Source organism: Parvularcula oceani (assembly GCF_000733125.1).
Classification (GTDB): Bacteria; Pseudomonadota; Alphaproteobacteria; order Caulobacterales; family Parvularculaceae; genus Parvularcula; species Parvularcula oceani.
Window position 1 is genome coordinate 28730 of sequence record NZ_JPHU01000015.1, and the last position, 24066, is coordinate 52795.

Genomic DNA, 24066 nt, shown 5'->3' on the forward strand with positions numbered 1-24066 from the left:
GACATGCCAACACGGCGGCGCGAGGACCGTTCGGGCGAAGTGCAGCGGCGCCGACCGGCCTCATCGTGCCGGAGCCTGCTTTCTGCGTTCCTCGAGGTCGGTGTGCCCGCGCTTGAGCGGCGCGACCTCGCCGTTGTCCGACAGGAGGACCGCGATCGCGCGCGTGGTCTCGAACTGGCTGAGCACGATCATGATGGCGACGGTGATCGGCACGCAGAGCAGCATGCCGGCGAAGCCCCAAAGCGTGCCCCAGCTTGCGAGGCTGAGAAGGATGACGAGGGGGGAGAGGTTGAGCGAGCGGCCGAGGAGGCGCGGCTCCAGGACCGAGCCGACGGCCTGCTCGGCGGCGGTCAGGAGGCCGAGGGTGAGGGCTGCCAGCGCCAGCCCCCCGCCGGGCTGCACGAGCGCGAGGACGCTCGGCAGGATCACGGCGATGATCGAGCCGATGATCGGGATGAAGTTGAAGGCGAAGATGATCAGCGCCCAGAAGGCGGCGAAGTCGACGCCCAGGACCGTCATGATCGCATAGGAGATCGCGGCGACGATCAGGCTCGTCAGCGTCTTGATCGAGATATATTGCCGGACGAGGTGCCCGATATCGTCGATGACGTCGTGCACGATCACGGCCGCGTTCTTCGGGCCGGCGATCTTGGTGACCTTGACCAGGAAGCGGCCGCGCTCGACCAGCATGAAGGCGGTGTAGAGGAAGATCGTCAGCAGGCCGCCCAGAATGCCGCTGGCGAGGCCCGCGACGTCGCCCAGCGCGTCCTGGCCGAAGGCGACGGCCTGTTCCCTCAGCGTATCGGCCGCATCGGCCGCCTCTTCGGTGACGAAGGGCAGGTCGGTGACGAAGACGATGGCGTTCTGCGTGATCTCTCCGAAGCGCGCCTGGTAGAGCGGCGCCTGGGCGACGACCTCCTCGACGTTTTCGCGAATGATCAGCGCGAGGCCGAACAGGACCAGCACGATCACCGCGAAGGCGAGGATGAACTCGATGCTCTCGGGCAGGTGCCTGCCGATCACCGGCACCCGGTCTATGCCGCGCTTCACCGTGACGATGAGGAAGGAGACGAAGGCCGCGATCACGACCGGCACGATCACGCCCTTGGCGATCCACAGGACGAAGACGAACATGATCGCGAAGCCGAGGCCGAAGAAGAGCGCCTGCAAGGAGCGCCGATCGCCCCGCTGCGCGCGGACGGGAGCGCTCATCGTCCCGCCGCTTTTCGGGTCTTGTACGATCGTCAATGCCTTGTTCCTTCGCCCGGCCCGCCTGTCCGGCGAAGGTAACGGGGATCGGCCGGAGTTGCGAGAGCCTGCGCGACACCGCACATGCGAGGGCGAGCAGAAGAGGGACGAGCGATGGCCTGGTGGCGACGGCGCGGCGGCGAAGCGCGGAACGAAGGCGAGCGGATGGCCGAGGAGGTGGAGCACCCCTCGCCGCGCCATGTCGCGCGGGCGGAGCGGGAGCTCTCCCATGCCGCAGACATGAGCGAGGAAGAGGTCGAGGACGCCAAGGAGAAGATCGAGCGCGATTTTCTCGGCAAGCTCGTGCGCATGCTCTCGCGCCTCAACCGGGACGTCGCCCTGCGGCTTCTGACGGGCTATTACGCGCTGCGCGATCCGGAGGTGCCGCTGTCGGCCAAGGCGGGGTTCGCGGTGATCCTCCTCTACTTCATCAACCCCTTCGACCTCATCCCGGACGTCACGCCGGTCATCGGCCTGCTCGACGATGCGGGCGTCCTGGCCGGGGCATGGATGTATCTGGGCGGCCATGTGACGGACGAGCACCGGGCCAAGGCGGAAGCCTATCTGAAGGCGCAGTGAAAGTGCGGCGCGCCGTCCGGCTCCGTTGCCCCGGCGCGTGCCCTTCGCGATAAGCAGGCCATGAACGACCTTCGATCACCGGTGGCGCTGGCCGCAGATCTCATCCGCTGCCCTTCCGTGACCCCTGCGGAGGGGGGCGCGCTCGACCTCCTGCAGGGCTGGCTCGAAGCGCTCGGCTTCACCGTGCGCAGGCTGCCCTTCGGCGAGGTGGACAATCTCTGGGCCGAGCGCGGCGAGGGCGGGCCGCGCCTCTGCTTTGCCGGTCACACCGATGTCGTTCCGCCGGGCGACGAGGCGGGCTGGCGGACGCCGCCTTTCGAGCCCGTGGTGCGGGGAGGCCTCCTGCACGGGCGCGGCGCCTCCGACATGAAGGGCGCCGTCGCCGCCTTCGTCGCGGCGGTCGCGCAGGCGGAGGAGGCGCCGCCGCTGGCGCTCCTGATCACCGGGGACGAGGAGGGCGCTGCGCTCGACGGCACGAAGCGCGCGCTCGCCGCGATCGAGGCGGAGGGGCTGGGGTTCGACCACTGCCTCGTCGGCGAGCCGACCAATCCCGGCACGCTCGGCGAGATGATGAAGGTCGGGCGCAGGGGCTCGTGCAATGCCGTTCTGACGGTGACCGGTCGCCAGGGCCATGTCGCCTATCCGCACAATGCGGCGAACCCGCTGCCGGCGCTGCTGCGCGCGCTCGGCGCGCTGACCGGGACCCCGCTCGACGAAGGCTATGCCCGGTTCCAGCCCTCGAACCTCGAGCTCACGGCCTGGGGCACGCCGCAGACGGCGGAGAATGTCATCCCGGGCATGGCCTGGGCGCGGTTCAATGTCCGCTTCAATCCGAGCTGGACCGGCGAGAGCCTCGTGCGGGAACTCGAGAGGCGGATCGATGAGGCCCTGCCTGGCTGGGAATGGACGCTCGCGCCGCGCGTCTCGGGGGAGGCCTTCCTAACCGAGGACGAGGAGTTCACCGCGCTGATCGCCGGCGCGGCGGAGGCCGAGACCGGGCTGAGGCCGGAGCCCTCCACCGCGGGCGGCACATCCGATGCCCGCTTCCTGTCGCGGCATGCCCCAACGGTCGAATTCGGCCTCGTCGGCGAGACCATGCACCAGACGAATGAACGGGTGGCGACGGCGGATATCGAGACGCTGGCCCGCATCTATGGCCGCATCCTCGCAGGCTATGCGGAGCGCGCGGCCGCATGGTGAGCGGAGGCGATATCGCGAGCGGGATCTCCGGCACGCTGGGCATGGCCCGGGGGCGGGCCGACTGGCAGGAGCGGATGGACCTGTCCGCGCAGGCCGTCTTCCACTCCTTCTGGGCGATGCCGCTCGCCATCCCGGCCATCGTGCTGGTGAACGAGGTGGCCCGGCAGATGCAGCTGGCCGCGCCAGGCGGCAGCCCGGGGCCCGTTCCCGGCGCGGGCATCCTCGCGGCGATGGGCCTCGCCAGCACCTATCTCGCCTGGACCGCCGCCCTGTTCATCCTGGCGAGGATCGCGGCGCGCACGGGCGCGGGCTGGCGCGTCAGCCCGCTGATCATCGGCTATAACTGGTCGCGCCTGATCGCCAGCCTGTTCGCGGGGATCGGGGCGGCGCTGGCGATCCTGCTGGGCGTGCCGGGGCTGTCGCTTCTCGTCGGCTTCCTGACCTTCGTCCTCGCCGTCTGGCTCGAATGGGGCGTGGTGAAGCGGGCTCTGGGCGCTGAGACGGGGCCGACCATCGGCATTCTCGTCATGCTGTTCCTCGTGCGCTTCCTCGCCGTCGTGGTCGTGACGATCCTCGCCTCTCCCTTCCTCTCCTCTTGAGGCGTTGTAAGGGGGCGGCCCTTCTCTCCGTGCCGGGAGACGTCTAGCCTTGCGGCCTCTCGCATCACCGAAAGGCGGCCGTCCTTGCGCATCCTTCTCCTCACAGTCGCCGCGGGCCTCGGCCTTGCCGGCCCCGCCTCGGCGCAGGGCGCCTTCTCGACCGACGAGGCCGCCCGCTGCGGCGCCGTCTTCGCGCGCATGGTCCAGGCCATGCAGGGCGCCGAGAACGTGCCGCCCGCCACCAAGAAGGCCGCGGTGCTCGGCCTCGCCTTCTGGGAATACGAGCTGACTGCCTCTGCGCCCGGGCAGGAGGAGGAGCTGGAACAGGCGGTCCTCTCCGCCTTCGACACGCTCAACGAGACCATGCCGGGCGGGGGCGATGCGGAAAGCGCGGATGCCCGCGGCGACTATCTGATGGCGCAGGCCCGCCAGTGCTCGGACAGGCTCGACGCGGCCTATCCCGAAGGCGACCACCCGGTCATGGCGCAGCTGCGCAAGGCGCAGGCGGAAGCCAATGCCCAGGACCCGGGACTGCGCTAGGGCGGCGCTCGCCGTCTTGGGGCCGCGAACGGTTCCCGCCGCGCCCTTCTTCGTTGGCCGGCTCAGCGTCCGGCCGGGCGCGTCCCGCTTTGCGCTGCGAGCTTGTCGGCGACGCGGTCGGTCAGCGATCGGCGGTCGAGCGCATCCGCCAGCGCGTCGATCGCCCGGAGGAGGCCGCCGGCTTCCCGGTCGAGGTCCTCGCTGACGCCGAGATAGGCATCAAGCAGGGGCTCGATCTCCACAAGGGCGTTCCGGCCAGCCGCCGTCAGGCGCAGGCGTTTCCGGCGCTTGTCCTCCGGGTCGTCCGTCGCGGTGACGAGGCCTGCCGTCGTCATGTCCCGAAGCGTCTGCGACATCGTCGGCGCCGAGACCCTGAGCGCCTTCGCGATCCGGGCCGCCGTCATCGGCGCATCCCCGGACGATGCGAGAAGGACGAGGGGCGCGATCCAGTTGTTGAACGAATCGAAGCCATGCGCCGCATAGATCTGCGCGTTCTCCGATTGCAGGCGCTCGAGCACGCTGCGCATTCTCGTCGTGATCGACGCGTCGGCGATCCATCGAAAATCGGACATGCAGCATCGGCCAGGTTGCGCGAAGCCGCAGATAGAGCCGGGGCGGCCGGGCAAGTCCACCGGAGGGGACACCCTCTCGACATGACTACATTAGGCTCCTAACATGTAGGGGCGATGGGGAGGATGAGATGTTCCAAGCGATCCCGGCCTTGAGCGCCGCTCTGGCCGCGTGCGCCGCAATGACGGGCGGCGCGGAGCATGCGCGGGCCGCTCAGGCATGGACGGTCTGCCTCTCCCATGCCGATGACGCGCCGCCGAGCAGGACGAGGATGGTGCTCGAGGGCCTGCCGACAGCGCCGGCGAGATCGGTCGCCATCGAGGGCAGCTTTTACGGCGCGGCCTTCGAGACGGCGCGGGCGACGCGCACGGCCAACTCTCTGATCTTCAGCGCCGTGACCGAAGACGCATCGGGCGCCTATCACCATGCCGCCCGCCTCTCCGGAGAGGTCTTCATCGGGCAGACGCTCGCGGTCGGCAGGGACTTTTTGATGCCGTGGACGGCGACGCAGGGCGATTCCCCGTGTCCGGAATGATCTCGAGCGGCGGAATGCTGCGTCCCGCCGCGCTGGCCTTCGCCGCGGTCGCGCTTGCGGGGTGCGACAGGAACGACCGGGCGGCGGCTGCCGCCTTCGGAAGCATCGCCGAGCCAGACGCTCCTGCCGCGGCGGCTCTCGGCGCCATCTTCGAGGACGCCGGCGTGAACACGGCGGCGATCGGCGTGATGAAGAGCGGTGAACTCGCCTGGTCCCGTGTCTATGGCGAGGTCCGCCCGGGCGTCGAGGCGACCGCGGCGACCCGCCTCAACGTGGCGTCGATCACGAAGACCGTCGTCCCCGAGACGGTGATGAGGCTGGCGGCCTATTCCGTCGATCCGGATGTCGCGGACGATCCGCGGGCGTTGCAGATGACGGCGCGGCACGTGCTCAGCCATGGCACCGGCCTGCCGAACTGGCGCTTCTTCACGCCCGGCGGACGCCTTTCCTTCGAAGCGGTGCCGGGCGAGCGCTACGGCTATTCGGGGGAGGGGTTCGAGTGGCTCGCCCGGGCCATCGAAGCGAAGACGGGGCGCGGCTTTCTTCAGGTCGTGCAGGAGACAGTGCTCGATCCGGCCTCGCCCTTCCTTTCCCGGTATGAACGGGCCCGTCCGGGTCCCGGTCAGGAGTGATGTCATGACGTTCCGGTTCTCGCTCGGCCATGTCTTCGCCTGCGCGCTCCTTTCGCTCGCCGTCTGCGCAGCGGCGCCTGCGCCCAAGCGCATCGCGCTGACCTTCGACGACGTGCCGCGTGCGGAGGGCGCGTTCTTCGGCCAGGACGAGCGGACACGTCGCCTGATCGGGGCGCTGGACGAAGCGGGCGTCGAGCAGGCGGCGTTCTTCCTGAACCCCGGAATGCTCGCCGATGCCGACAAGAGGGGTGGGACGGCGCGGATCGCGGCCTATGTCGAGGCCGGCCACGTCATCGCCAACCACTCGATGACCCATCCGCGCTTGCAGGCGGTTCCGCTGGACGCGTTCATCGCCGATATCGACGCGGCGGAGTCCTGGCTGGAAGGGCGGGAGGGGCGCCGTCAATGGTTCCGCTTTCCCTATCTCGACGCTGGCGGTCCGGACACGGACAAGCGGGACGCTGTCCGCGCCGCGCTGGCTGAGCGGAACCTCCTCGACGCCTGGGTGAGCGTCAATGCCTCCGACTGGTGGATCGACGACGCGGCGAGCAAGGCTGTGGCCGAGGGCAGGGCTCTCGACATGAATGCGCTTCGCGATTTCTATGTGGCGCGACACGTCGAGGCGGCGGACTTCTACGACGATCTCGCCCGCCGCACGATCGGCCGCTCGCCCGCCCATGTCATGCTGCCGCACGAGACCGACCTCGCGGCGCTGTTCGTGGACGATCTCGTCGCCGCGCTGCGAGAGGCAGGCTGGGAAATCGTTTCCGCCGACGAGGCTTTCGCCGATCCCGTCTATCGCGAGGCGCCGGAGGTGCCCTTCGCGCAAGGCACGCTGTTCGAGCAGATGGCGTGGGCACAGGACCTGCCCGAGCCGCGCTGGTTCGAGATGAACAGGACCGAAAAGCTCGCCGCCGCCTTCGAAGCGCAAGTCGCCGAGGCGCCGCACCAAAGCGATGAGGGCTTCGCATATGCATCGGCGACGCTGCTTCCAAGCGGCGAAACCGTCGAGCGGGCAGGGGGCGGAGCGGCGCCCGGCGGCCTCTACCAGTTCGGGTCGATCTCGAAATATGCCTGCACGCTTCTCGCGCTGTCGCTCGCCGAGGAGGGGCGGCTTGATCTCGATGCGCCGGTCGCGCGCTATCTTCCCGCCTATCGAGGCCCCGCCGGGAGCGGGTTGACGCTCTCGCACCTCCTGGAGAACCGCTCGGGCTTGCCCGATGGCCTCGTCGCCGCCATGGCCGAAGACGAAAGCGTGCTCTCGGAGCGGATGACGGCGGCCGAGGCCGCCGACCGCTTCGCAGGCGGCACGCCCGTCTTCGAGCCGGGCGAGGCCTATGACTACGCGATCTCGAACTGGATACTCGTTCAGGCGGTCCTGGAAGAGGCGGGTGATCGGCCTCTCGCCGCCTTGCTGGACGATTACGTTTTCGGCCCGGCCGGGATGGAGGGCGCGCAGCAGGTCGTCGGCGTCTTGAGCGGGCCGCAGGCGACGGTTCCGAGCGAGCCCGTGCCGGACCTTCCGGCCTGGGCAGGTTGCGCCGGCGGGATCGGCGGCAGCGCGGCGGACCTTCTCGGCCTGATGCGCTTCGCCCATGCGGCGGGCTTTTCACAAGGCGCGATCGCCCGGCTGACGACGGTCGTATCGCCCGAGAGTTCCTATGCGCTCGGCGGGCGGATCCTGCATGCCGCAAGGGAGGGTGAGCCTGTCGCGCTGACCTGGCTCAGCGGCAGCAACGGCCCGTTCGAGTCCTTCGGCGCCTACGACCCGGTCCGCGACACCGGCTTCGCGGTCGTGACCGGGACGGGCGAGCGGGAACAGGCCGAAGCCCTGCGCGATGCCTGGTTCGCGCGCAGCGGCTACCAGGAGGCGCCGCGCCGCGCCGAAGGCGGGCAGGAATGACCGCCCGTCAGGACATCGCAAGCGCCTTCGAACGCCGCCGACCGGCGGCACGGGGGCGCGAAGACAGATTCATCCGGGACCGCAGAAGGATCAGTGCCATGCTCACCCATTCGATCGTCGCGGCGGCGTCTCTCGCCGCCGGATACCTGGGCGCGCAGGCGGCCCAGCCTGCCGAGGGGCCGCCACGGGGCGAGGGGCTCGTCACGGCCAGCGGCGCTCGGGTGACGCTGGACCAGATCGATGCCTTCATCGATGCGCAGATGGCGGATCTCGATATGCCGGGCCTGTCGCTCGCGATCTTCGAGGACGGGGAGATCGTCTATTCCGCCGCCAAGGGCGCTGCGAACCGCGACACGGGCGAGGCCGTCACCGAAGCGTCGGTCTTCGAGGCGGCATCCCTGTCAAAGCCCGTCTTCGCCTTCCTGGTGCTGCAACTCGTCGATGAGGGGGTGCTCGATCTCGACAGGCCGCTTCACGAATATCTTCCCTTCGAGGAGCTCGAAGAAGACGGCCGCTACAAGTCCGTCACGGCCCGGATGGTTCTGAGCCACCGGACCGGCTTTCCGAACTGGCGCTGGTTCGATCCGATCCCCGAGGGGCGCGGCATCGCGCACGGAGAGATGTACCAGAAGGCCGCCCCCGGAACGTTCGCCTATTCGGGCGAAGGCTACAATTACCTCGCAAAGGTCGTCGCGCAGCTGACTGGCCACGACCTCACGACGCTCGACGCGCTCTATCAGGAGCGGATCGCCGAGCCGCTCGGGCTGGATTGCAGCAGCTTCGTCAGGACCTCGTGCGTCGCCGGGCGCAAGGTCATGGGACACCAGGAAGGGGCCGTGAAGGATTTCGGCTGGCCGCGGACCTTCCCCGACGACACTCCCCAGACATTCGGCGCCGCCGGGCGGCTGCACACCAGCGCCGAGGACTATGCGCGCGTCCTCATGGCATTGATCGACGGCTGGCGCCTCTCACCCGAGACGCGGGCGGAGATGCTGCGTCCGCAGGGTGAGGTGCCGCTGGACAGCGAGATGCACAAGGCGACGGGCGCCACCGCATGGGGGCTGGGCATCGCGATCGAGCCGACCCCGTTCGGAACCCGCTACGAGCACGGCGGCAACAACAACAATTTCCAGTCGGGCATGATGTTCTTTGAGGAAGGCGGCCCCGGCTACGTCTTCATGACGAATTCGGACACGGGCACCGACTTCGATCGCCGCTTGCAGCGCTTCATCACGCATGGCCCGCAGGCGAAGGACGGATGAGACCGGACCGGCCATTGACAATATGACAGCGCTTATACATAAGCGCTGTCATGCCCTTTCGTCCTGCCGATGGCCTCGGAACCCAGATGCGCCGCCTTCTCGAACTCCTCGATGGGGAGCTCGAAGCGTTCTATCGCGACGAGCACCCGTTCTACGTTCCCCGGTACACGCCGGTCATGAAGGCCCTGGCCGAGGCCGGGGATCTGACGATCAAGGAGATCGCGGAGCGGTCCAGCGTGTCCCATTCCGCCGCGAGCCAGACGGTCTCGAAGCTGGCGGGCCACGGCCTCGTATCGCTCCAGCCGGACGAGGACAGGCGCGGGCGCCGGGTCCGCCTGACGGCTGAAGGCGAGGCGCTGCTTCCCTGGCTGAAGCGGCGATGGGCCGCGACCAATGCCGCGGCGCAGGAGCTCAACCGCGAACTCGATTACCTGCTGAGCACGGTGCTCGCCCAGGCGATCCTCCGGCTCGAACAACGCTCCTTCTCCGAGCGGATCCGCCGGCACGAGGAAGATCAGGGAGACAAGGCATGAAGACGATCTGGTTCGGCCTCGCCGCGCTCGCATGGCTCGGCGCGCCCGCCTTCGCCCAGGGCCTGGCGCCGGGCGACCGGCAGGCGGTCATAGACGCCGTCGCGGCCCATCTCGCGACCGATTACGTCGAGGCGGAGGCGAGCGGAAAGGACGCCGCAGGCGCATTGAAGGCCGCATTCGAGGCAGGCGAATTCGACCAGGCGGAAGACGGCGAGGCCTTTGCGGCGCTTGTCGGCGCCCGCCTCAGGGCCCTGACCGGTGACGGCCACCTGAACGTCGAATATGCCGAGGAGGAGATCGCCGACAGCGACGAGGCGGAGGAGGCGTTCGACGGCGCGCAGATGGAGCGCTGGTACGGCGCGCACCGGAATTACGGCGTTCAGAAGATCGAGCGGCTCGAGGGGAATGTGGGCTATCTGGACCTGAGGGTCTTCGCGCCGATCGACATGGGAGGGGAGACGGTGGCGGCCGCGATGACGGTGGTGGCCGACACGGACGCTCTCATCATCGACCTGCGCCATAACAGCGGCGGGATCGGCGACATGGCGGACCTCGTCGCGAGCTACCTCTTCGGGACAGAGCGCCAGCCGCTGACCGGCACTTACGACCGGCCGACCGACACGCTGACGCAGCGCTTCACGCAGCCGATGGTGCCGGGAAAGCGGTTCGGTCCGGACAAGCCGGTCTATGTCCTGATCGCCGAGCGCACCTTCTCGGCGGCCGAAGCGCTCGCCTATAACCTCCAGGCGCTGGACAGGGCGACGATCGTCGGCGAGCCCTCGGGCGGGGGCGCTCACCCGTTCGAATATGTCCGCATCCATCCGAACTTCGTTCTGTGGTCGGTCACGGCCAAGAGCGTGAACCCGATCACGAAGAGCAATTGGCAGGGCGTCGGCGTATTTCCGGATGTGGTGGTGGAGAGCGACCAGGCCTTGCAGCGAGCGCTCGAAGAGCTGGCGCTCGATGACAAAGAGGATGCGGACCGTTGAGCCGTTCCCAGGGCCCGGGCATGGCGGGCCCCCGCGCAGGGCCGTGCAGCACGGCCCCGGCGCGCCATGACGCCTCCTGTCAGCCAGGTTCCGGACCATCCGCCATGCCTGTGCTGAACCGACGCGGCATGCTCGCGGCCGCATTGGGCGCGGCGGCGGCCGGGTGCGCGCCGGTGCGGCTCGCGGGCGAACGGCCGCTCCGCGGCAAGCAGGCTTACGGTTTCGGCGCGCTCGAGCCGCTCGACCTTTCGCCCGGGAACCTCGTGAAGATCACCGTCTGCACCCGGCCGGTCCGCCCAGCGGGCCCGAGGCTGGAGGCGCAGGCGCTGGGCGGCAAGAGGATCGTCCACAATTACGGCCATGGCGGGTCCGGCTGGTCGCTCGCCTGGGGCTATGCCGAAGCGGCGCGGGCCCTTGTGCTGCGGGACCGTCCGAAATCGGCTGCGGTCCTGGGGGCGGGCGCGATCGGGCTGACAACGGCCATCGCGCTTGCGGAGGCAGGCATCGCCGTCACGATCCATGCGCGCGACCTGCCGATGCAGAGCAGGTCCGCCCGCGCGACAGGGGTCTGGTCCCCATCGAGCCGCATCGCCCTCAGCGGCGCGGCCGATCCGGGCTTCCCTGCGCGCTGGGAGGCGCTGACGCGGCGATCCTACAGGCGCCATCTCGGCTATGTCGGGCGGTCGGGGCATCCGGTCGAGTTCACGCCGCGCTTCTTTGTCGGGACAAAAGCGCCGGAGGCGCCGCTCGCCGTCCCGCCGCCGGGCGCCGGGGGCTTCCTCCACCTCGAGCGGAGGGTCCGCGGGATGACGCCGCCATGGACCGAGCGGCACGACATGCCCTTCCCGGTCGATGGCAGCGTCAGAGGCGGCCTCGTGATGACGTTCAACATCACCGAATATGCGCGCCAGATGACGGACGATTTCCTGGCCCTCGGCGGGCGGATCGAGCAGGCCGAGATCGCGTCGCTCGAAGAGCTTGCGCGCCTTCCGGCCGATGTCGTGGTGAACTGCGCGGGCTATGACGCGAAGGAGCTCGCCCGTGACGACACCCTCGTCCCCGTCCGGGGACAGATCGCCTGGATGGCGCCGCAGACCGACCGCCTCTACGGAACCTTCCACCGGAACGTCATGGTGCTCTCCCGCCGCGACGGGCTCCTCATCCAGGAGACGGGCGGCAACGACTTCTACGGCTATGGCGATGACGGCGAGGCGGAGGACAGGGAAGAGGTCCTGGCGGCCCTCGCCAAGGCGGCGCCTTTGTTCGCCTATGGCTGAACGTCCGCGCCGATAAGGGCGAAGCCCGCCCGGAAAGCCGGATCCAATTCGCAAGAGCGGTTCCAAGGGGTTCATGAGGGGCGAAGCGGGGCCGGAACGGTCTCCGCCGGCCGATCCTCATCGGGACGGCGAAGGAGCAGCCCTCCTTGGACCAGACCCCGCACGCCGCACGCATCTGCGCTTCTGCATTGCGAAGAATTGCTGAGAAGATTCCGTTAAACCAATCCTATTTCTTAGTATTTCGGCTATGACCGATTAGAAAAAAGAGTAATCATCATAGTTACGAACTGATCTATTATGGTGTGGTTTTAAGTCTATGGCAGTGTATACTATTTCATGATCTTACGCTTCAAGTCTCTTTGTCTGAGGCGCAGGAAACGTTCGATGTCTCAACATAGAGAACGCCGGCAGTGCCAGCGTCCTCTGGTCCACTGACCGGCCCATGGGCGGCGCGGCTCCGGTGTTCGGGGCAGGGTCGTCTCCCGCGATGCCGATAGGTCTTCTCCTGTTTCACCTACGCTGCCTTTCGCCTTCGCGATCAGCACCTCGGTCCCGCGCGGCTCCTCGGTAGCTTCACCGGCGCTATGCCGCTTGGGTCGGATGCCGCCGTCCTGCCGAGCGCTGTCCGAACATTCGGAAGAGGGCAGAGCAGCCTCGAATTGACCGCGGCCTCGCCAAGCAGCACGGTGACGTCAAGACATGATCGGAGGAACCGCGATGTCATCGCTCCTACGGCACGCGCTCGCCTTCATTGCGTGCGCCGTCCTTTTTCCCGTCCCCGCCTTCGCGCAGGACGGGACGATGTACCCGATGGAGGCGCCGGACGAGCCGAATGCGATCCCGCTCGGGACGGGCGGCGTCGAGAACCAGACCGCCTCGGAGAGCTGGTTCCGGCAGTGGGGCGACCCGATGGCGCGCAACATCACCGAGGCAACGCTGACGCCGTTCCTGCCAGACCCGGACAAGGCGACGGGTGCGGCCGTGATCGTCGCGCCCGGCGGCGGGTTCATGTGGCTCTCGATGGGCAATGAGGGCTGGGAGGTTGCCGAGGCCCTGAACGAACACGGCGTCGCCGCCTTCGTGCTGAAATACCGCCTGCAGCCGACGGCCGATTCGCTCGAGGACTTCGAGGGGCAGATGAACCGCCGCTTCGACGAGGCGAGCAACGAGGGCGAGGCAGAACGGCCGCAGCGGCCGCGCTGGGACCTGTCGAACCAGCTCGAAGACGCCGAGGCGGCCTACCGGGTGGTCGTAGACCGCGCGGACGAGTGGAACGTCGACACGGATCGGATCGGCATGATGGGCTTTTCGGCCGGCGCGGGGCTGACCATGCACACGGCGCTCAACTCGGACGTTGCCGACCTTGCCTTCATCGCGCCGATCTATGGCGGGATGGGAGAGATGGACGTCCCCGACGATGCCCCGCCCATGTTCGCCGCGATCGCGTCCGACGACTTCCTCTTCGGCGGCGAGTTCGGCGTCGTTGAGTCCTGGTACGAGGCGGGTGTGCCCGTTGAGTTCCACCTCTACCAGAACGGCGGCCATGGCTTCGGCCTCGGCAATCCCGACCGGACAAGCAATGAGTGGTTCGACGCTTTCATGCACTGGGTGGAGGTGAATGGCTGGCTCTCGGCGGAGAGCTGACTTGCCTCTCCTCAGGCAGACCCGCCGGCGCAGTCGTCCGTATACATTTCTCGCCATCGCGGCGGCGGCCGCTCATGCCGCCCTTGCCAACGCTGCCGCCATGGAGGGCCTTGAGCCGGCCGGGCGGTGGACGGCGAACGAGCGAGGCGATGCCGCTCTGCCGCCCATGGGGTGGAACACGTGGAATGCCTTCTTCTACGACATCGACGAGGAGAAGGTCCTCGCCTCTGCGCAGATCATGCTGGACAGCGGGCTCGCGGAGGCGGGCTACCGCTACGTGAACCTGGACGAGGGGTGGTGGTCCCATCGCCGGCAGCCCGATGGGCGGATGATCGTGAACACCGAGCGCTTCCCCTCCGCTGCGACGGCGGACGGAGCCACGAGCTTCAAGCCGTTCACCAATCATATCCATGCCATGGGCCTGAAGACCGGCATCTACACCGACATCGGACGGAACACGTGCGGACAGGCCTACGGTCCGGACGATGCCAACCTGCCGCAGGGCTCGATCCGCGAGCGCGAGGTCGGCCTCTACGGGCATATCGAGCAGGACGTCGCGCTGTTCTTCGAGGAGTGGGGCTTCGACTACATCAAGGTCGATGGCTGCGGCATCCGCGCCTTCGGCGAGGACAGCGAGGGCGTTGAAGCGGGACGCTACCGCGCACTCGAGCCGCTGATCGATATGGCCTCGATCGCGCGGACCGACATCGCGCAGGTCAAATCCTTGTTTACCGATGTCGCTGAAGCGCTCGCGGCGTCGAACCGCGACGACGACTACATCTTCTCGGTCTGCCTCTGGGGCGCGGCAAACGTGCGGGCTTGGGCGAAGGAGGTCGGCAATGTCTCGCGGACCAGCAACGACATCACGCCGGACTGGACGCGCATGCTGACGAATTTCGACACGACCGTCAGCCGGGCTCTCTATGCCCAGCCGCACAGTTGGAACGACCCCGACATGCTGTTCGTGGGGCAGGGCGAGTTCGATGCCGACCACATGAGGGAGGCGCGCTCGCACTTCGCCCTGTGGGCGATCGTCAACGCGCCGCTGCTGATCGGCTACGACCTGCGCGAAGCGACCGACGAGCAGCTCGCGCTGCTGGGCAACCGCGAGATCATCGCCCTGAACCAGGACCCCGCCGGCCACCAGGCGGTGCCGGTCTACAATTCCGAGGACGTACAGATCCTGGTGAAGACGCTGGCGAACGGCGAGAAGGGCGTCGCGATCTTCAACAGGGGACTGGCGCCGATCGACGCCGTGCTGACGGCCGAACACCTGAAGATGAATGCGGAGAAGGCGATCGTCCTTCGCGATCTATGGAACGGCGATATGATGAGCTTCACGGGCGAGGCCGAAATGAGCGTCGAGCCTCGCGAGACGCTCGTCTTCCGCGCTTCCGGCGAGCGGGCGCTTACGGGCGGCATCTACCTGTCGGAAATGCCGGGGGACGTGAACGTGGCCGAGGATGGGATCGAGTATCCCGCCGGCGATCCGACGATCCACCGTTCGGTCATCCCGTGGACCGGGACCAGAGGCAGCGGCGAGATCCCGACCTATGCCGGCTGGGGCGGCGCGCAGGCCGACCGGACGCCTTTCGGCCTGCCGCTGCGGCTGGATGGGGAAGTCGTCTCTTCGGGCATCGGCATCCTCGCCAACTCCCGGCTCGAGGTCCGCAACGGAGGACACAAACGCTTCGCCGCCACCGTGGGTGTCGACGACTCGGCAAGCCTCGCGGGCGACCCTGTCGTCTTCTCCGTCTATATCGATGGCGAACTCGTCGGGCAGACCGAGCCCGTCACGCTGGCGGGCGGTCCGGTCCCGCTGGCCGCCGACATCGAAGGCGCCCGGATCGTCGAACTTGTCGCCCGGAGCGAGACGTCGCGGCCCTTCGACCTTCCGGTCGTCTGGGGAGAAGCGCGACTGCTGAGGTGACCGCCACCCGGCCGACGCGGTTCAGAGAAACAACCAGAACTTCAAGCGAGGAAACATGATCTTCAACCGGCTGCTCGGCTCCGCCGCTTCAGTGCTTCTCATGGCCGGTGCGGCCCAGGCCCAGACGATGATCGAGATCGACCGCGATGCGCCGATCGGCACGATCGCGCCGGAGGTCTACGGCCAGTTCGTCGAGCACTTGGGCGCAGGGATCTATGACGGGATCTGGGTCGGCGAGGACTCCGGCATCGCGAACACGGACGGTATTCGCGACGACGTTTTCGCTGCTCTGGATCGGCTCGACGTCCCAGTCATGCGCTGGCCGGGCGGCTGCTATGCCGACCTCTATCACTGGCGCGACGGGATCGGACCGAGGGAACAGCGCGCCGGCACGGTGAACATGGCCTGGGGCGGCACGCCCGAGAGCAACCAGTTCGGGACGCACGAATTCTTCGACCTCGCCGAGCGCCTGGGCGCGAAGACCTACCTCAACGTCAATCTCGGCACCGGCACGCCGGGCGAGGCGCAGGCCTGGCTCGAATACATCACCCTGCCCGAAGGATCGGACCTCGCCGAGGAGCGCAAGGCGAACGGCCGCGAGGAGCCCTGGACGATCGACTACCTGTCGATCGGCAACGAGACCTGGGGGTGCGGGGGCAATATGCGGCCGGCCTACTATGCCGATCTCTACGCGCAGTGGGCGACGCTGCTGAAAACGGCCGGCGAGATGCCCAAGCGCGTCATCTCGGGCTCGCACGAGGGCAACATCGACTACTCCGGAGAGATCCTCGATCACCCCGGCATGGGCGAGCTCGCCGACGGTATCTCGCTCCATTACTACACGCTGCCGACCGGCGACTGGGGCGACAAGGGTGAAGCCACGGGCTTTCCCGAGGCCGAGTGGAACAGCACCATCACGCGCACGCTGAGGATGGAAGAAGCGATAGAGCAGTCGCTCGCCATGATCGACAAGCATGAGCTCGGTCAGGACTTCGGCCTCTATGTCGACGAGTGGGGCATGTGGGTGAACGGGCCCGAGGGCGCGCCCGCGCTCTACCAGCAGAACACGATACGCGATGCGGTGGTCGCGGCCCTGAACTTCCATCTCTTCCACGAGCATGCCGACCGCGTGCCGATGACCAACATCGCGCAGATGGTGAACGTGCTTCAGGCGATGATCCTGACGGACGGGCCGGACATGCTGCTGACGCCGACCTACCACGTCTTCGAGATGTACCGCCCCTTCCAGGGCGCGACCGCGCTGCCGGTTTCGCTCGACGCGCCGATGATCGGCGAGGGGGAGGGCGCCTTCGCCGCGATCAGCGCCACGGCGGCGCTGACCGAGGAGGACGAACTCGTCGTCGGCCTCGTCAACGCGGATCCGAACGCGGCGCACCGCGTAACCATGGCGGCGGGCGACGCTCGTCGGGCGAGGGGCCGGGTGCTCACTGCCGACAGCATCGATGCGCACAACACTTTCGATGCGCCGGACACGGTCGTGCCGGAGGCGCTGAGCGTCCGGGCGCGCGACGGAAGTTTCACCGTCGAGCTGCCGCCTCGGTCGGTCACCGTGCTGACGGTGGAGTGATGAGCAGCGTTTCCGGCCTGAGCAGTGGGTCCGCGCGGCCGATCATGATAGGACAGGATCACTTCGGGAGACAGTCATGATGCGCCTAGGCCCCTTCCTGATCGTCTCGCTCCTGCTCCTCGCCGTCGGCCCCGCGCCCGCCGCCGCGGAAGGCGGACGCGTAGAGACGATCACGGTCCACGGCGAGTCCTTGGAGGGCAATCTCGAGGGCAACGATCCGGACCGGGAAGTCATCGTCTACCTGCCGCCCGGCTATGACGACCAGCCGGACCGTCGCTATCCCGTCGTCGTCAACCTGCACGGCTACACGTCCACGGCTGGAGCGAATGTCGAATATCTCGAGGTGCCGGAAAGCATCGACCGCGCGATTGAGCGAGGCGTGGGCGAGGTCATTGTCGTCTTCCCCGATGCGATGACGCGGCATGGCGGGTCGATGTACTCGTCGAGCGAGACGGTCGGCGATTGGGAAGCCTTCATCGCAGAGGATCTCGTCGCCGCCGTCGATGAGCGGTACCGCACGATCGGGACACGCGAGGCTCGCGGTCTCTCCGGACATTCCATGGGCGGGTACGGCACGATGCGGATCGGCATGAAGTACCCGGACGTGTTCAGCTCGCTCTATGCGATGAGCGCCTGTTGCCTGGAGGCCCGCTCGCCGGCGGCGTCCGATGCCGATGCCGAGGCGGTCGGCTCGGTCGAAGAGGCGCGGGACCTCGATTTCTTCGCAAGGGCGCTCTTCGCCTCGGCGGCGGCCTGGGCGCCGAATCCCGACAAGCCGCCCTTCTTCCTCGACCTGCCGACCGAGGGCGGCGAGCCGCAGCGCGAAGTCTACGCCGCTTTCGCCGCCGGAGCGGTCAATGCGCTGGTCCACCAGTATGTGCCGGAGCTTCGAACTTATGAGGCGATCGGCCTCGAGATCGGCGACAAGGACTTTCTGCTTGAGGGCAACGAGGCCCTGACGGCCTTGCTCACGTCCTACGACGTCGAGCACACTTACGAGACCTATGACGGCGATCATGTGAACCGGCTGCCGGAGCGCTTCGAGAAGCACCTGCTGCCGTTCTTCGGCCGGCACCTCTTGGTCACGGAAGGGGCTTCGCGGAGATGAGGGTGAATTCGCCGTCGCGCATGCGCCGACAGGGCGGAATCCAGGCCCGCAAGGGCAGAACGATCGAGATGATGGAGACGATGGCCCATGACGGACCGTAAGGCCCCTTCGAGAGCGGCTCTTCTTACCGCCGCAGCGGTGGTCGCGGCGTGCTCCGGCACGCCTGCGCAGGGGCAAGAAGCCCCCTCTCCGCCCGGCGGAAATCCGATCATCACGGACCGGTTCACGGCCGACCCCGCGCCGCTCGTGCATGACGGCCGCGTCTACCTCTATGTCGGACACGACGAGGCTGGGCCGGACCAGATGTTCAACATCACCGAATGGCTGGTCTACTCATCGGACGACATGAGGAATTGGGAGGAGCACGGGCCCGTCATGAAGCCGACCGATTTCCACTGGGCGATCCGCGACGCCTGGGCGTCGGAGGTCGAGGAGAAGGACGGCAAGTTCTACCTCTACACGACGGTCGAGCACGACGAGACGGACCCCGGCAAGGCGATCGGCGTCGCGGTCTCCGACAGCCCGACGGGCCCCTTCGTCGACGCGCGCGGCTCCGCCCTCGTCAGCAACTCGATGACGAAGCAGGCCGCGCATTCCTGGGACGACATCGACCCGACCGTCTTCCAGGACGATGACGGCACGGCTTGGCTCTATTGGGGCAACCAGATCCTCTACTACGCCAAGCTCGAGGACAACATGATCGAACTCGACGGACCGATCACTGCCATCGGTATCGCGCCGTATGAGGAGGGTCCTTGGATTCACAAGCACGAGGACACCTACTACCTGACCTATGCCGCGATTGACCGAAGCGTGAGCGAGGATGAGCAGATCCACTACGCCACGGCGCCCTCGGTCACCGGCCCCTGGACGCCGCAGGGCATGCTGACCGGGTCGGGCGAGAACAGCTTCACCATCCATCCCGGCACGGTCGAGTTCGAGGGGCAATGGTACCTCTTCTATCACGATGCGGGCCTGACCGTGGACGGCGTCGAGGGCGGCCTCGGAAGGCGGGCCGTGAGGGCCGAATACCTCTACCACGAGCCAGACGGCAGCCTCCGCCCTGTCGAGCAGACCGATGAGGGCCTTAGCCTTCCGCCTGCTGACTGAATGGACTCTGGTCAAAAATTGTCAGGATCGTACTGTTAGGGCAGGGCAATGCGAACCTGCCCTATGGTCTTGCAGCTTCTCATCTCCAGCTTTCCGATCAAGCGGTCCTTTTGCCAGACCGTCCGACCCCGCGGGCGTCTTCGGTGCGATCAGAAAGTCGGCGAACGGCTCTCGCCCTGCATGAGTGGTCCTCGCCACAGATTGGTGGCCATCTGCTAGTGACGACCGAGAGCCCTGCCGGTTTCCACAGATCCTCCGGCTGTGGATTGATTCCTGGACTCGCTTCGTAAACCTGAGTGGCGGGGATCAGCCGACTTGTCGCCTACGCCATATGTCCGTTTCTGCACCTTCGCAGACGGCAACGAAAGGCCAGTCGCAGGACGTTGAGTGGCCTCTTCAGCCAAGGGCAGACGAGTGAATTCCAGTGTCGGCGTGATTTGTGCAGCTCAGCTCATCCGGCAAGACTGCTTGCTAGTGTTGGTGGGCGCTGCTTGATTTGGACAGGCCGACAACGCGTCTTCACTCTGTGGCGAGACTGAAGGAGAGGGGTTGCGACGTGCGTCCTCGTCACTTGTTGGCAGTAGCTGCCAAGATACAGATAGGCGGATCCTGAGGGGGTGCGGCTCCTGCCTCGGTTGGAAGGAGCATTCCCTTGACGGCCTAGAGCCCCGATCGCAGCCAGGCTTCTGAGGTTGCGATTGACGAACTGCCGCGCCTGCCGACCTCAGTCAGGCTTCTTCGCCGACTTTCTGGAGGAGCCGGCAAGCCGCTTGCGCGGGCGGGTTCCATCGGCGCTTGCGCCTGGTTTGGCGCGGCCAACCGGGCGTTTGCCCTTCGCCTTGCGCACGAATTGGCGCGCATCCCCCGTCTTTGCCGGCGAGGCCGCAGCCGCCGAGGGCGCTCCGTCGGCCTTCATGCTGCGATCCGGTCCGCGCAGCTTTCCTCTGTCCGACCTCGGCGTCTTCGAGAAGGGTTTGCTGGGTCGTGTCTGCGTTTGCAGGGCAGCTGGCGCATGATCCGACGGGGGCGCCTCGGCCCTGCGAGCGGCAATGCCGTCTTCCAGGCGTGGCGCCTTTTCGATGCGTGCCAGAAACTCCGATGCGGCCTCAGCATCGATCTGCACGTAGGTTTCCTCCTCGCGCACGCGGATGGCGCCGATTGCGCTCTTGGGCATCGGCCCCGATTTGCACAACATCGGCAGCAGCCACCGAGGTTCCGCGCGCTTGGTCCGGCCGACGGACAGGACGACCCAGACCGCCTGCTGGAAGTCCTGTCTCGGCCTGCGCTCCCGCGGTCCGGCAAGCTGCTGGACGTCAGCGAGTTCTTCGGGAGCGGAGCGGCCCGAGCGATGCATCCGCACGAGGGCTGCGGCGAGATGCTCGGGCGAATAGGTCGCGGCAATCTTGTGCGCGAGGTCCGACATCTCTCCTTTTTCCGTCAAGACAGGGTCGGCGAGCAGGCGCTCGTCGTCTCTGGCGCGGACATCCGCCGCGCTGGGCGGGCTTGCCCATTCGGCTTCGACGCCGGCTTCGGCGAATAGGCGTTCCATGCGGCGCCGGGCGCGCGGCGGCACGATCAGGACACTCGTTCCCTTCCGCCCGGCGCGGCCCGTGCGGCCGGAGCGGTGCAGGAGGCTTTCGCGGTTCTTCGGCAGGTCGGCATGGATGACGAGTGCCAGGCCCGGCAGGTCGATGCCGCGCGCGGCCACATCCGTGGCCACGCAGACGCGAGCGCGTCCGTCCCGCATTGCCTGCAGGGCGCTCGTCCGCTCCTTCTGGCTGAGTTCTCCCGAGAGCGACACAACCGAAAAGCCTCGATTGGCGAGCCGGCTCGTCAGCCGCGCAACGGCTGCGCGTGTGGAGCAGAAGACGATGGCGTTCTCCGCCTCATGGAACCGCAGCGTGTTGATGATGGCGCGTTCGGCATCGTGCTGCGCAGTGATGAAACCGCTATAGGCGATGTCGCCATGCTGGCGGGTCGGCCCGCTGGCGGAGATCCTGAGCGCGTCCTTCTGATACCGGGCGGCGAGCTGGCCGATCCCGCCGCCCACCGTAGCCGAGAACATAAGAGTCCGGCGTTTCTCCGGGCACGCATCGAGAACGGCCTCCAGCTCTTCACGGAAGCCGAGGGCGAGCATCTCGTCCGCCTCGTCGAGAACGACCGTGGTCAGGGCGGAAAGGTCGAGCGAGCCCCGGCTGATATGGTCGACGAGGCGTCCCGGCGTGCCGACGACGATATGCGCGCCGCGGCCGAGCGCCTGACGCTCGCTGCGCATGTCCATGCCGCCGACGCAGGTCGCGACGACGGCGTCCGCTTCGCGATAGAGCCAGGCGAGTTCCCGCGCGACCTGCATGGCAAGCTCGCGCGTCGGAGCGACGGCGAGCGCGAGAGGCCGACCCGCGGCGCCGAAGCGCTCGGTGCCGTCCAAGAGGTCCGTCCCGATGGCGAGGCCGAATGCGACGGTCTTCCCCGACCCCGTCTGAGCGGAGACGAGCAGGTCCCGGCTCGTCAGATCCGGGTTCAGCATCGCTTCCTGAACTTCGGTCAGCGTGTCGTAGCCCTTCAGCTCGAGCGCGTGGGAGAGGGCGGGCGGCATGCCCGGCGCGGTGGCGAGGGTTGTCATCAACGATGGTCCGGTAGGAGGCGGCTTCAGGCTCTGTGGCCTCGAAGCGGGGCGTGATCGCACGGGAGCGGTCCGAACGCGGCCCATACCCTAACAAATCCATCCTGGCGAGGGGCATTCGGGAAAAGGCCTTCGCGTGTTCCCGAGCGGCCACCGGGCCGCCAGCCGCAGCGTCCGGTAGGTCCGGCGCAGCGCTGGCTGCTGCGTCGACCTCCCAGCCAATTCTGCCTCACGGGCTGCTTCCTCGAGAAGGTGAGCATGAGGCTGCAGCATCCGGTTCTGTCCCGACCCCGGCAGGCCGCCCGCGACAGCGCCGGATGTTGAGTTCAATTGCGGCATGCGCCCGATAGGGCGGCTCGGCGTCGGCTGCAGGTGGCCAGGTTTCGATCATTGCGCTGGAAGGTGGCGCTGGCATACCGGCCCCTGCGACGGATTTGGGGATGCCAGTCACCGGTCGACAGGCGGGTCAGAGTGGCCGTTTTCGTGTGCGATCTATGAGCAGTGAGAGCGAGAAAGGGCGGGACGTTCTGGGAACGAAAGTGCAAACGCCGTGTGCACATTCGCTGTTTGTCCGTTATGCCTGTTGAGAAAATGCCGTTGAATCAATCCCATAGATTTTGTATTGCGCCTATGATCGATTAGGTGGAAAGAGTATAGAGAACAGTAAGTTATAGGGTGGCGTGCACACTTTGTGTGCAAACACAAACGCGTGATCTTGGTACGGATATGTCCGCCAGGCTTACTTTGGAGACGACGTAGTGCGTGTACTGAAGTGAATTATGAGCCCAAATTTTGCCATTCAGAGTAGCGCTCTCTCGTTCCCTCAGACTGGCCGAGTTCGCTCTAGCCGTCGACGTCCTGCTTCACGGTGAAATCCGGCGAGCCGTCCCACACGAAGCGCCAACGAGCACCAGGCCGAACGTCCTGGACGACTTGCGGGTGGAACGCGACAAGGCAGGTGCCGCCCGGTCGCCGCGCGGAGGGGTAGACGAGACCGCGGGCAGGCGGGTCCAACGACCGTAGCCGTTCGGCCAGCTGTTGCCCTGCCGGGTAAGCAACGTTCGGCTCCGGTTGTAGGAAAGGGGGCAGGGCGGTCTTAGCGTTTTCGGTCCGGGCGTCACGGAAGCGGCCGATGAAGTCTGCGAGGTAGGTCTGATAGACCGCCTCGTCCTCGAAGACGCCGATCCGGCGCAGCTCGCGGGTGCGGTGAAAGCCGACTTCGGCGATCGCCGTCATGTCCTCGAAGGCGCAGTACCAGGCGCCGCGGCCGGGTCCGTTGAAGCGGTTCCCCTCGGGCCGGGTGTAGGCGAACGCCGCGTTGACGATCGTGCTGCCCCAGGTACGGAAGCTGAGCTCTCGCGCGTCGAGCGCGGACAGTCCCTCACGCTCGGCACGCAAGCGGCCCGAGGTGCGCCCCTCGAGGTAGGCGAGCACAGCCAACTCGTCTTCGTCGTCGACGAGCGGCGAGAGGACGGGCGGCTTGTGGTGGGCGCTCGAGATCAGTCGGACGGTCGCCCGCTGGTTCAGCTCGGTCAGCGGCAGGTCCGTCTCTTCTGCCGCCCCGTTCCCGGACGTCAGAGCCCACCTCTCAGCGCGTCGACATAGGCGCGCGTCGCGAGAAGGTTCGGTAGGCCTCCGGTCATGTAGGCGAGGGGCTTTCGGCCCTGGAAGGGTGGGCCCTCGTTCTCAAGCCGAACCCAGCGATCGGCGAGCGCGTCCGAGAAGTAGAGACGCAAGCCCTTGTAGATGCCGACCACCGCGCTGATCCGATCGAGGTTGTCTGCGGTCAGCCGAACCTCTTCGCCAGTCTTCGCACGGCTCCAGGTCCGCCCGCTCACGCTGAGTAACGTAGCCGCGTCGGTGTTGCGGACCTTCCACGCCTCCATAACGCGGCCGAACGCCTTCAACCCGACGGCTTCGACCCGTTCGGGGTCGAAGGGGGCAGAATGGTCGGACCGCTCGAGAACCTGGGACATACGCACCTCGCCAATAGGCAGAGTATAGTGTGTCGTTTGGCAAGCCGCAATTCGCTGCTCGGCGGGGGTCTTGCTTCGTCGACGCGGCACCAAGCGGGACGTCGAAGGTTTTCGCCTGTTAGGACAAAGGTATGCTGTGCTTCATCGCGCTACGCACGTAAGCAGGACCGTTGCAGCTTCTCCGCCGGTGCGCCAAGTATGGTGTCATCTAGGATGAGAA

General features: G+C 67.2%; 21 protein-coding genes. 16 read left to right on the plus strand and 5 right to left on the minus strand.

Annotated features, from left to right (window positions below):
- Window positions 1–60: 60 nt before the first annotated feature.
- A complete protein-coding gene (locus IE88_RS0113935; protein WP_031555569.1) occupies window positions 61–1212 on the minus strand; it encodes an AI-2E family transporter in 1152 nt (383 codons plus the stop codon).
- A gap of 150 nt (window positions 1213–1362) precedes the next feature.
- Between IE88_RS0113935 and IE88_RS18260 the strand changes: the two genes are divergently transcribed.
- The 4 genes from IE88_RS18260 (at window position 1363) to IE88_RS0113955 (ending at window position 4166) form a co-directional block, all read left to right on the plus strand.
- Window positions 1363–1827 (plus strand): YkvA family protein, encoded by a 465-nt coding sequence (locus IE88_RS18260; protein ID WP_051882286.1) that lies wholly within the window; start codon window positions 1363–1365, stop codon window positions 1825–1827.
- Between the two features lie 60 nt (window positions 1828–1887).
- A complete protein-coding gene (gene dapE, locus IE88_RS0113945; RefSeq protein WP_031555575.1) occupies window positions 1888–3027 on the plus strand; it encodes a succinyl-diaminopimelate desuccinylase in 1140 nt (379 codons plus the stop codon).
- Complete coding sequence (locus tag IE88_RS0113950; RefSeq protein ID WP_031555576.1) at window positions 3021–3626, plus strand: hypothetical protein; 606 nt, start codon at window positions 3021–3023, stop codon at window positions 3624–3626. Before dapE ends, IE88_RS0113950 begins: the two co-directional genes overlap by 7 nt.
- An 84-nt stretch (window positions 3627–3710) precedes the next feature.
- Window positions 3711–4166 (plus strand): hypothetical protein, encoded by a 456-nt coding sequence (locus IE88_RS0113955; protein ID WP_031555578.1) that lies wholly within the window; start codon window positions 3711–3713, stop codon window positions 4164–4166.
- Window positions 4167–4228: 62 nt separating this feature from the next.
- On the opposite strand, the gene IE88_RS17570 is transcribed toward IE88_RS0113955, so the two are convergent.
- Window positions 4229–4738: a MarR family winged helix-turn-helix transcriptional regulator gene (locus IE88_RS17570; protein ID WP_051882288.1), complete on the minus strand. Its 510-nt coding sequence runs from the start codon at window positions 4736–4738 to the stop codon at window positions 4229–4231.
- 128 nt (window positions 4739–4866) lie between these two features.
- Between IE88_RS17570 and IE88_RS0113965 the strand changes: the two genes are divergently transcribed.
- The 12 genes from IE88_RS0113965 to IE88_RS0114025 all read left to right on the plus strand — a co-directional run bounded on the left by IE88_RS0113965 (window position 4867) and on the right by IE88_RS0114025 (window position 19247).
- Window positions 4867–5271 carry a hypothetical protein gene (locus tag IE88_RS0113965; protein ID WP_031555584.1) on the plus strand — a complete coding sequence of 135 codons (405 nt, stop codon included), beginning with the start codon at window positions 4867–4869 and terminating at the stop codon, window positions 5269–5271.
- Entirely contained in the window at window positions 5268–5903 is a 636-nt protein-coding gene (locus IE88_RS0113970) for a serine hydrolase domain-containing protein (RefSeq protein ID WP_031555587.1), read from the plus strand. The genes IE88_RS0113965 and IE88_RS0113970 overlap by 4 nt, the downstream gene beginning before the upstream one ends.
- Before the next feature lie 4 nt (window positions 5904–5907).
- Window positions 5908–7806, plus strand: coding sequence for a serine hydrolase (locus IE88_RS18420; RefSeq protein ID WP_162178355.1), 1899 nt, complete (start codon window positions 5908–5910; stop codon window positions 7804–7806).
- A gap of 98 nt (window positions 7807–7904) precedes the next feature.
- Window positions 7905–9068 carry a serine hydrolase domain-containing protein gene (locus IE88_RS0113980; protein WP_051882290.1) on the plus strand — a complete coding sequence of 388 codons (1164 nt, stop codon included), beginning with the start codon at window positions 7905–7907 and terminating at the stop codon, window positions 9066–9068.
- 50 nt (window positions 9069–9118) lie between these two features.
- Window positions 9119–9601: a MarR family winged helix-turn-helix transcriptional regulator gene (locus IE88_RS0113985; protein WP_031555596.1), complete on the plus strand. Its 483-nt coding sequence runs from the start codon at window positions 9119–9121 to the stop codon at window positions 9599–9601.
- Window positions 9598–10590 carry a S41 family peptidase gene (locus IE88_RS16755; RefSeq protein WP_051882291.1) on the plus strand — a complete coding sequence of 331 codons (993 nt, stop codon included), beginning with the start codon at window positions 9598–9600 and terminating at the stop codon, window positions 10588–10590. Before IE88_RS0113985 ends, IE88_RS16755 begins: the two co-directional genes overlap by 4 nt.
- Before the next feature lie 104 nt (window positions 10591–10694).
- Entirely contained in the window at window positions 10695–11867 is a 1173-nt protein-coding gene (locus IE88_RS0113995; RefSeq protein WP_238319316.1) for an NAD(P)/FAD-dependent oxidoreductase, read from the plus strand.
- Between the two features lie 717 nt (window positions 11868–12584).
- Window positions 12585–13511 (plus strand): alpha/beta hydrolase, encoded by a 927-nt coding sequence (locus IE88_RS0114000; RefSeq protein ID WP_031555603.1) that lies wholly within the window; start codon window positions 12585–12587, stop codon window positions 13509–13511.
- Between the two features lie 100 nt (window positions 13512–13611).
- The gene (locus tag IE88_RS0114005; protein ID WP_202900513.1) at window positions 13612–15441 is read left to right on the plus strand and encodes an NPCBM/NEW2 domain-containing protein; all 1830 of its coding nucleotides are present in this window, start codon (window positions 13612–13614) and stop codon (window positions 15439–15441) included.
- Window positions 15442–15496: 55 nt separating this feature from the next.
- Entirely contained in the window at window positions 15497–17029 is a 1533-nt protein-coding gene (locus IE88_RS0114010; RefSeq protein WP_031555607.1) for an alpha-N-arabinofuranosidase, read from the plus strand.
- A gap of 76 nt (window positions 17030–17105) precedes the next feature.
- The gene (locus IE88_RS0114015; protein WP_202900514.1) at window positions 17106–18137 is read left to right on the plus strand and encodes an alpha/beta hydrolase; all 1032 of its coding nucleotides are present in this window, start codon (window positions 17106–17108) and stop codon (window positions 18135–18137) included.
- A gap of 87 nt (window positions 18138–18224) precedes the next feature.
- Window positions 18225–19247, plus strand: coding sequence for a glycoside hydrolase family 43 protein (locus IE88_RS0114025; protein ID WP_031555612.1), 1023 nt, complete (start codon window positions 18225–18227; stop codon window positions 19245–19247).
- Between the two features lie 724 nt (window positions 19248–19971).
- On the opposite strand, the gene IE88_RS0114030 is transcribed toward IE88_RS0114025, so the two are convergent.
- The 3 genes from IE88_RS0114030 to IE88_RS0114040 all read right to left on the minus strand — a co-directional run bounded on the left by IE88_RS0114030 (window position 19972) and on the right by IE88_RS0114040 (window position 23846).
- Window positions 19972–21870, minus strand: coding sequence for a DEAD/DEAH box helicase (locus IE88_RS0114030; RefSeq protein ID WP_036767398.1), 1899 nt, complete (start codon window positions 21868–21870; stop codon window positions 19972–19974).
- An 843-nt stretch (window positions 21871–22713) separates the two neighbouring features.
- On the minus strand, window positions 22714–23304 hold the full coding sequence (locus IE88_RS0114035; protein WP_238319317.1) for an RES family NAD+ phosphorylase: 591 nt from the start codon (window positions 23302–23304) through the stop codon (window positions 22714–22716).
- A gap of 140 nt (window positions 23305–23444) precedes the next feature.
- On the minus strand, window positions 23445–23846 hold the full coding sequence (locus tag IE88_RS0114040; protein ID WP_031555621.1) for an antitoxin Xre-like helix-turn-helix domain-containing protein: 402 nt from the start codon (window positions 23844–23846) through the stop codon (window positions 23445–23447).
- Between the last annotated feature and the right edge of the window lie 220 nt (window positions 23847–24066).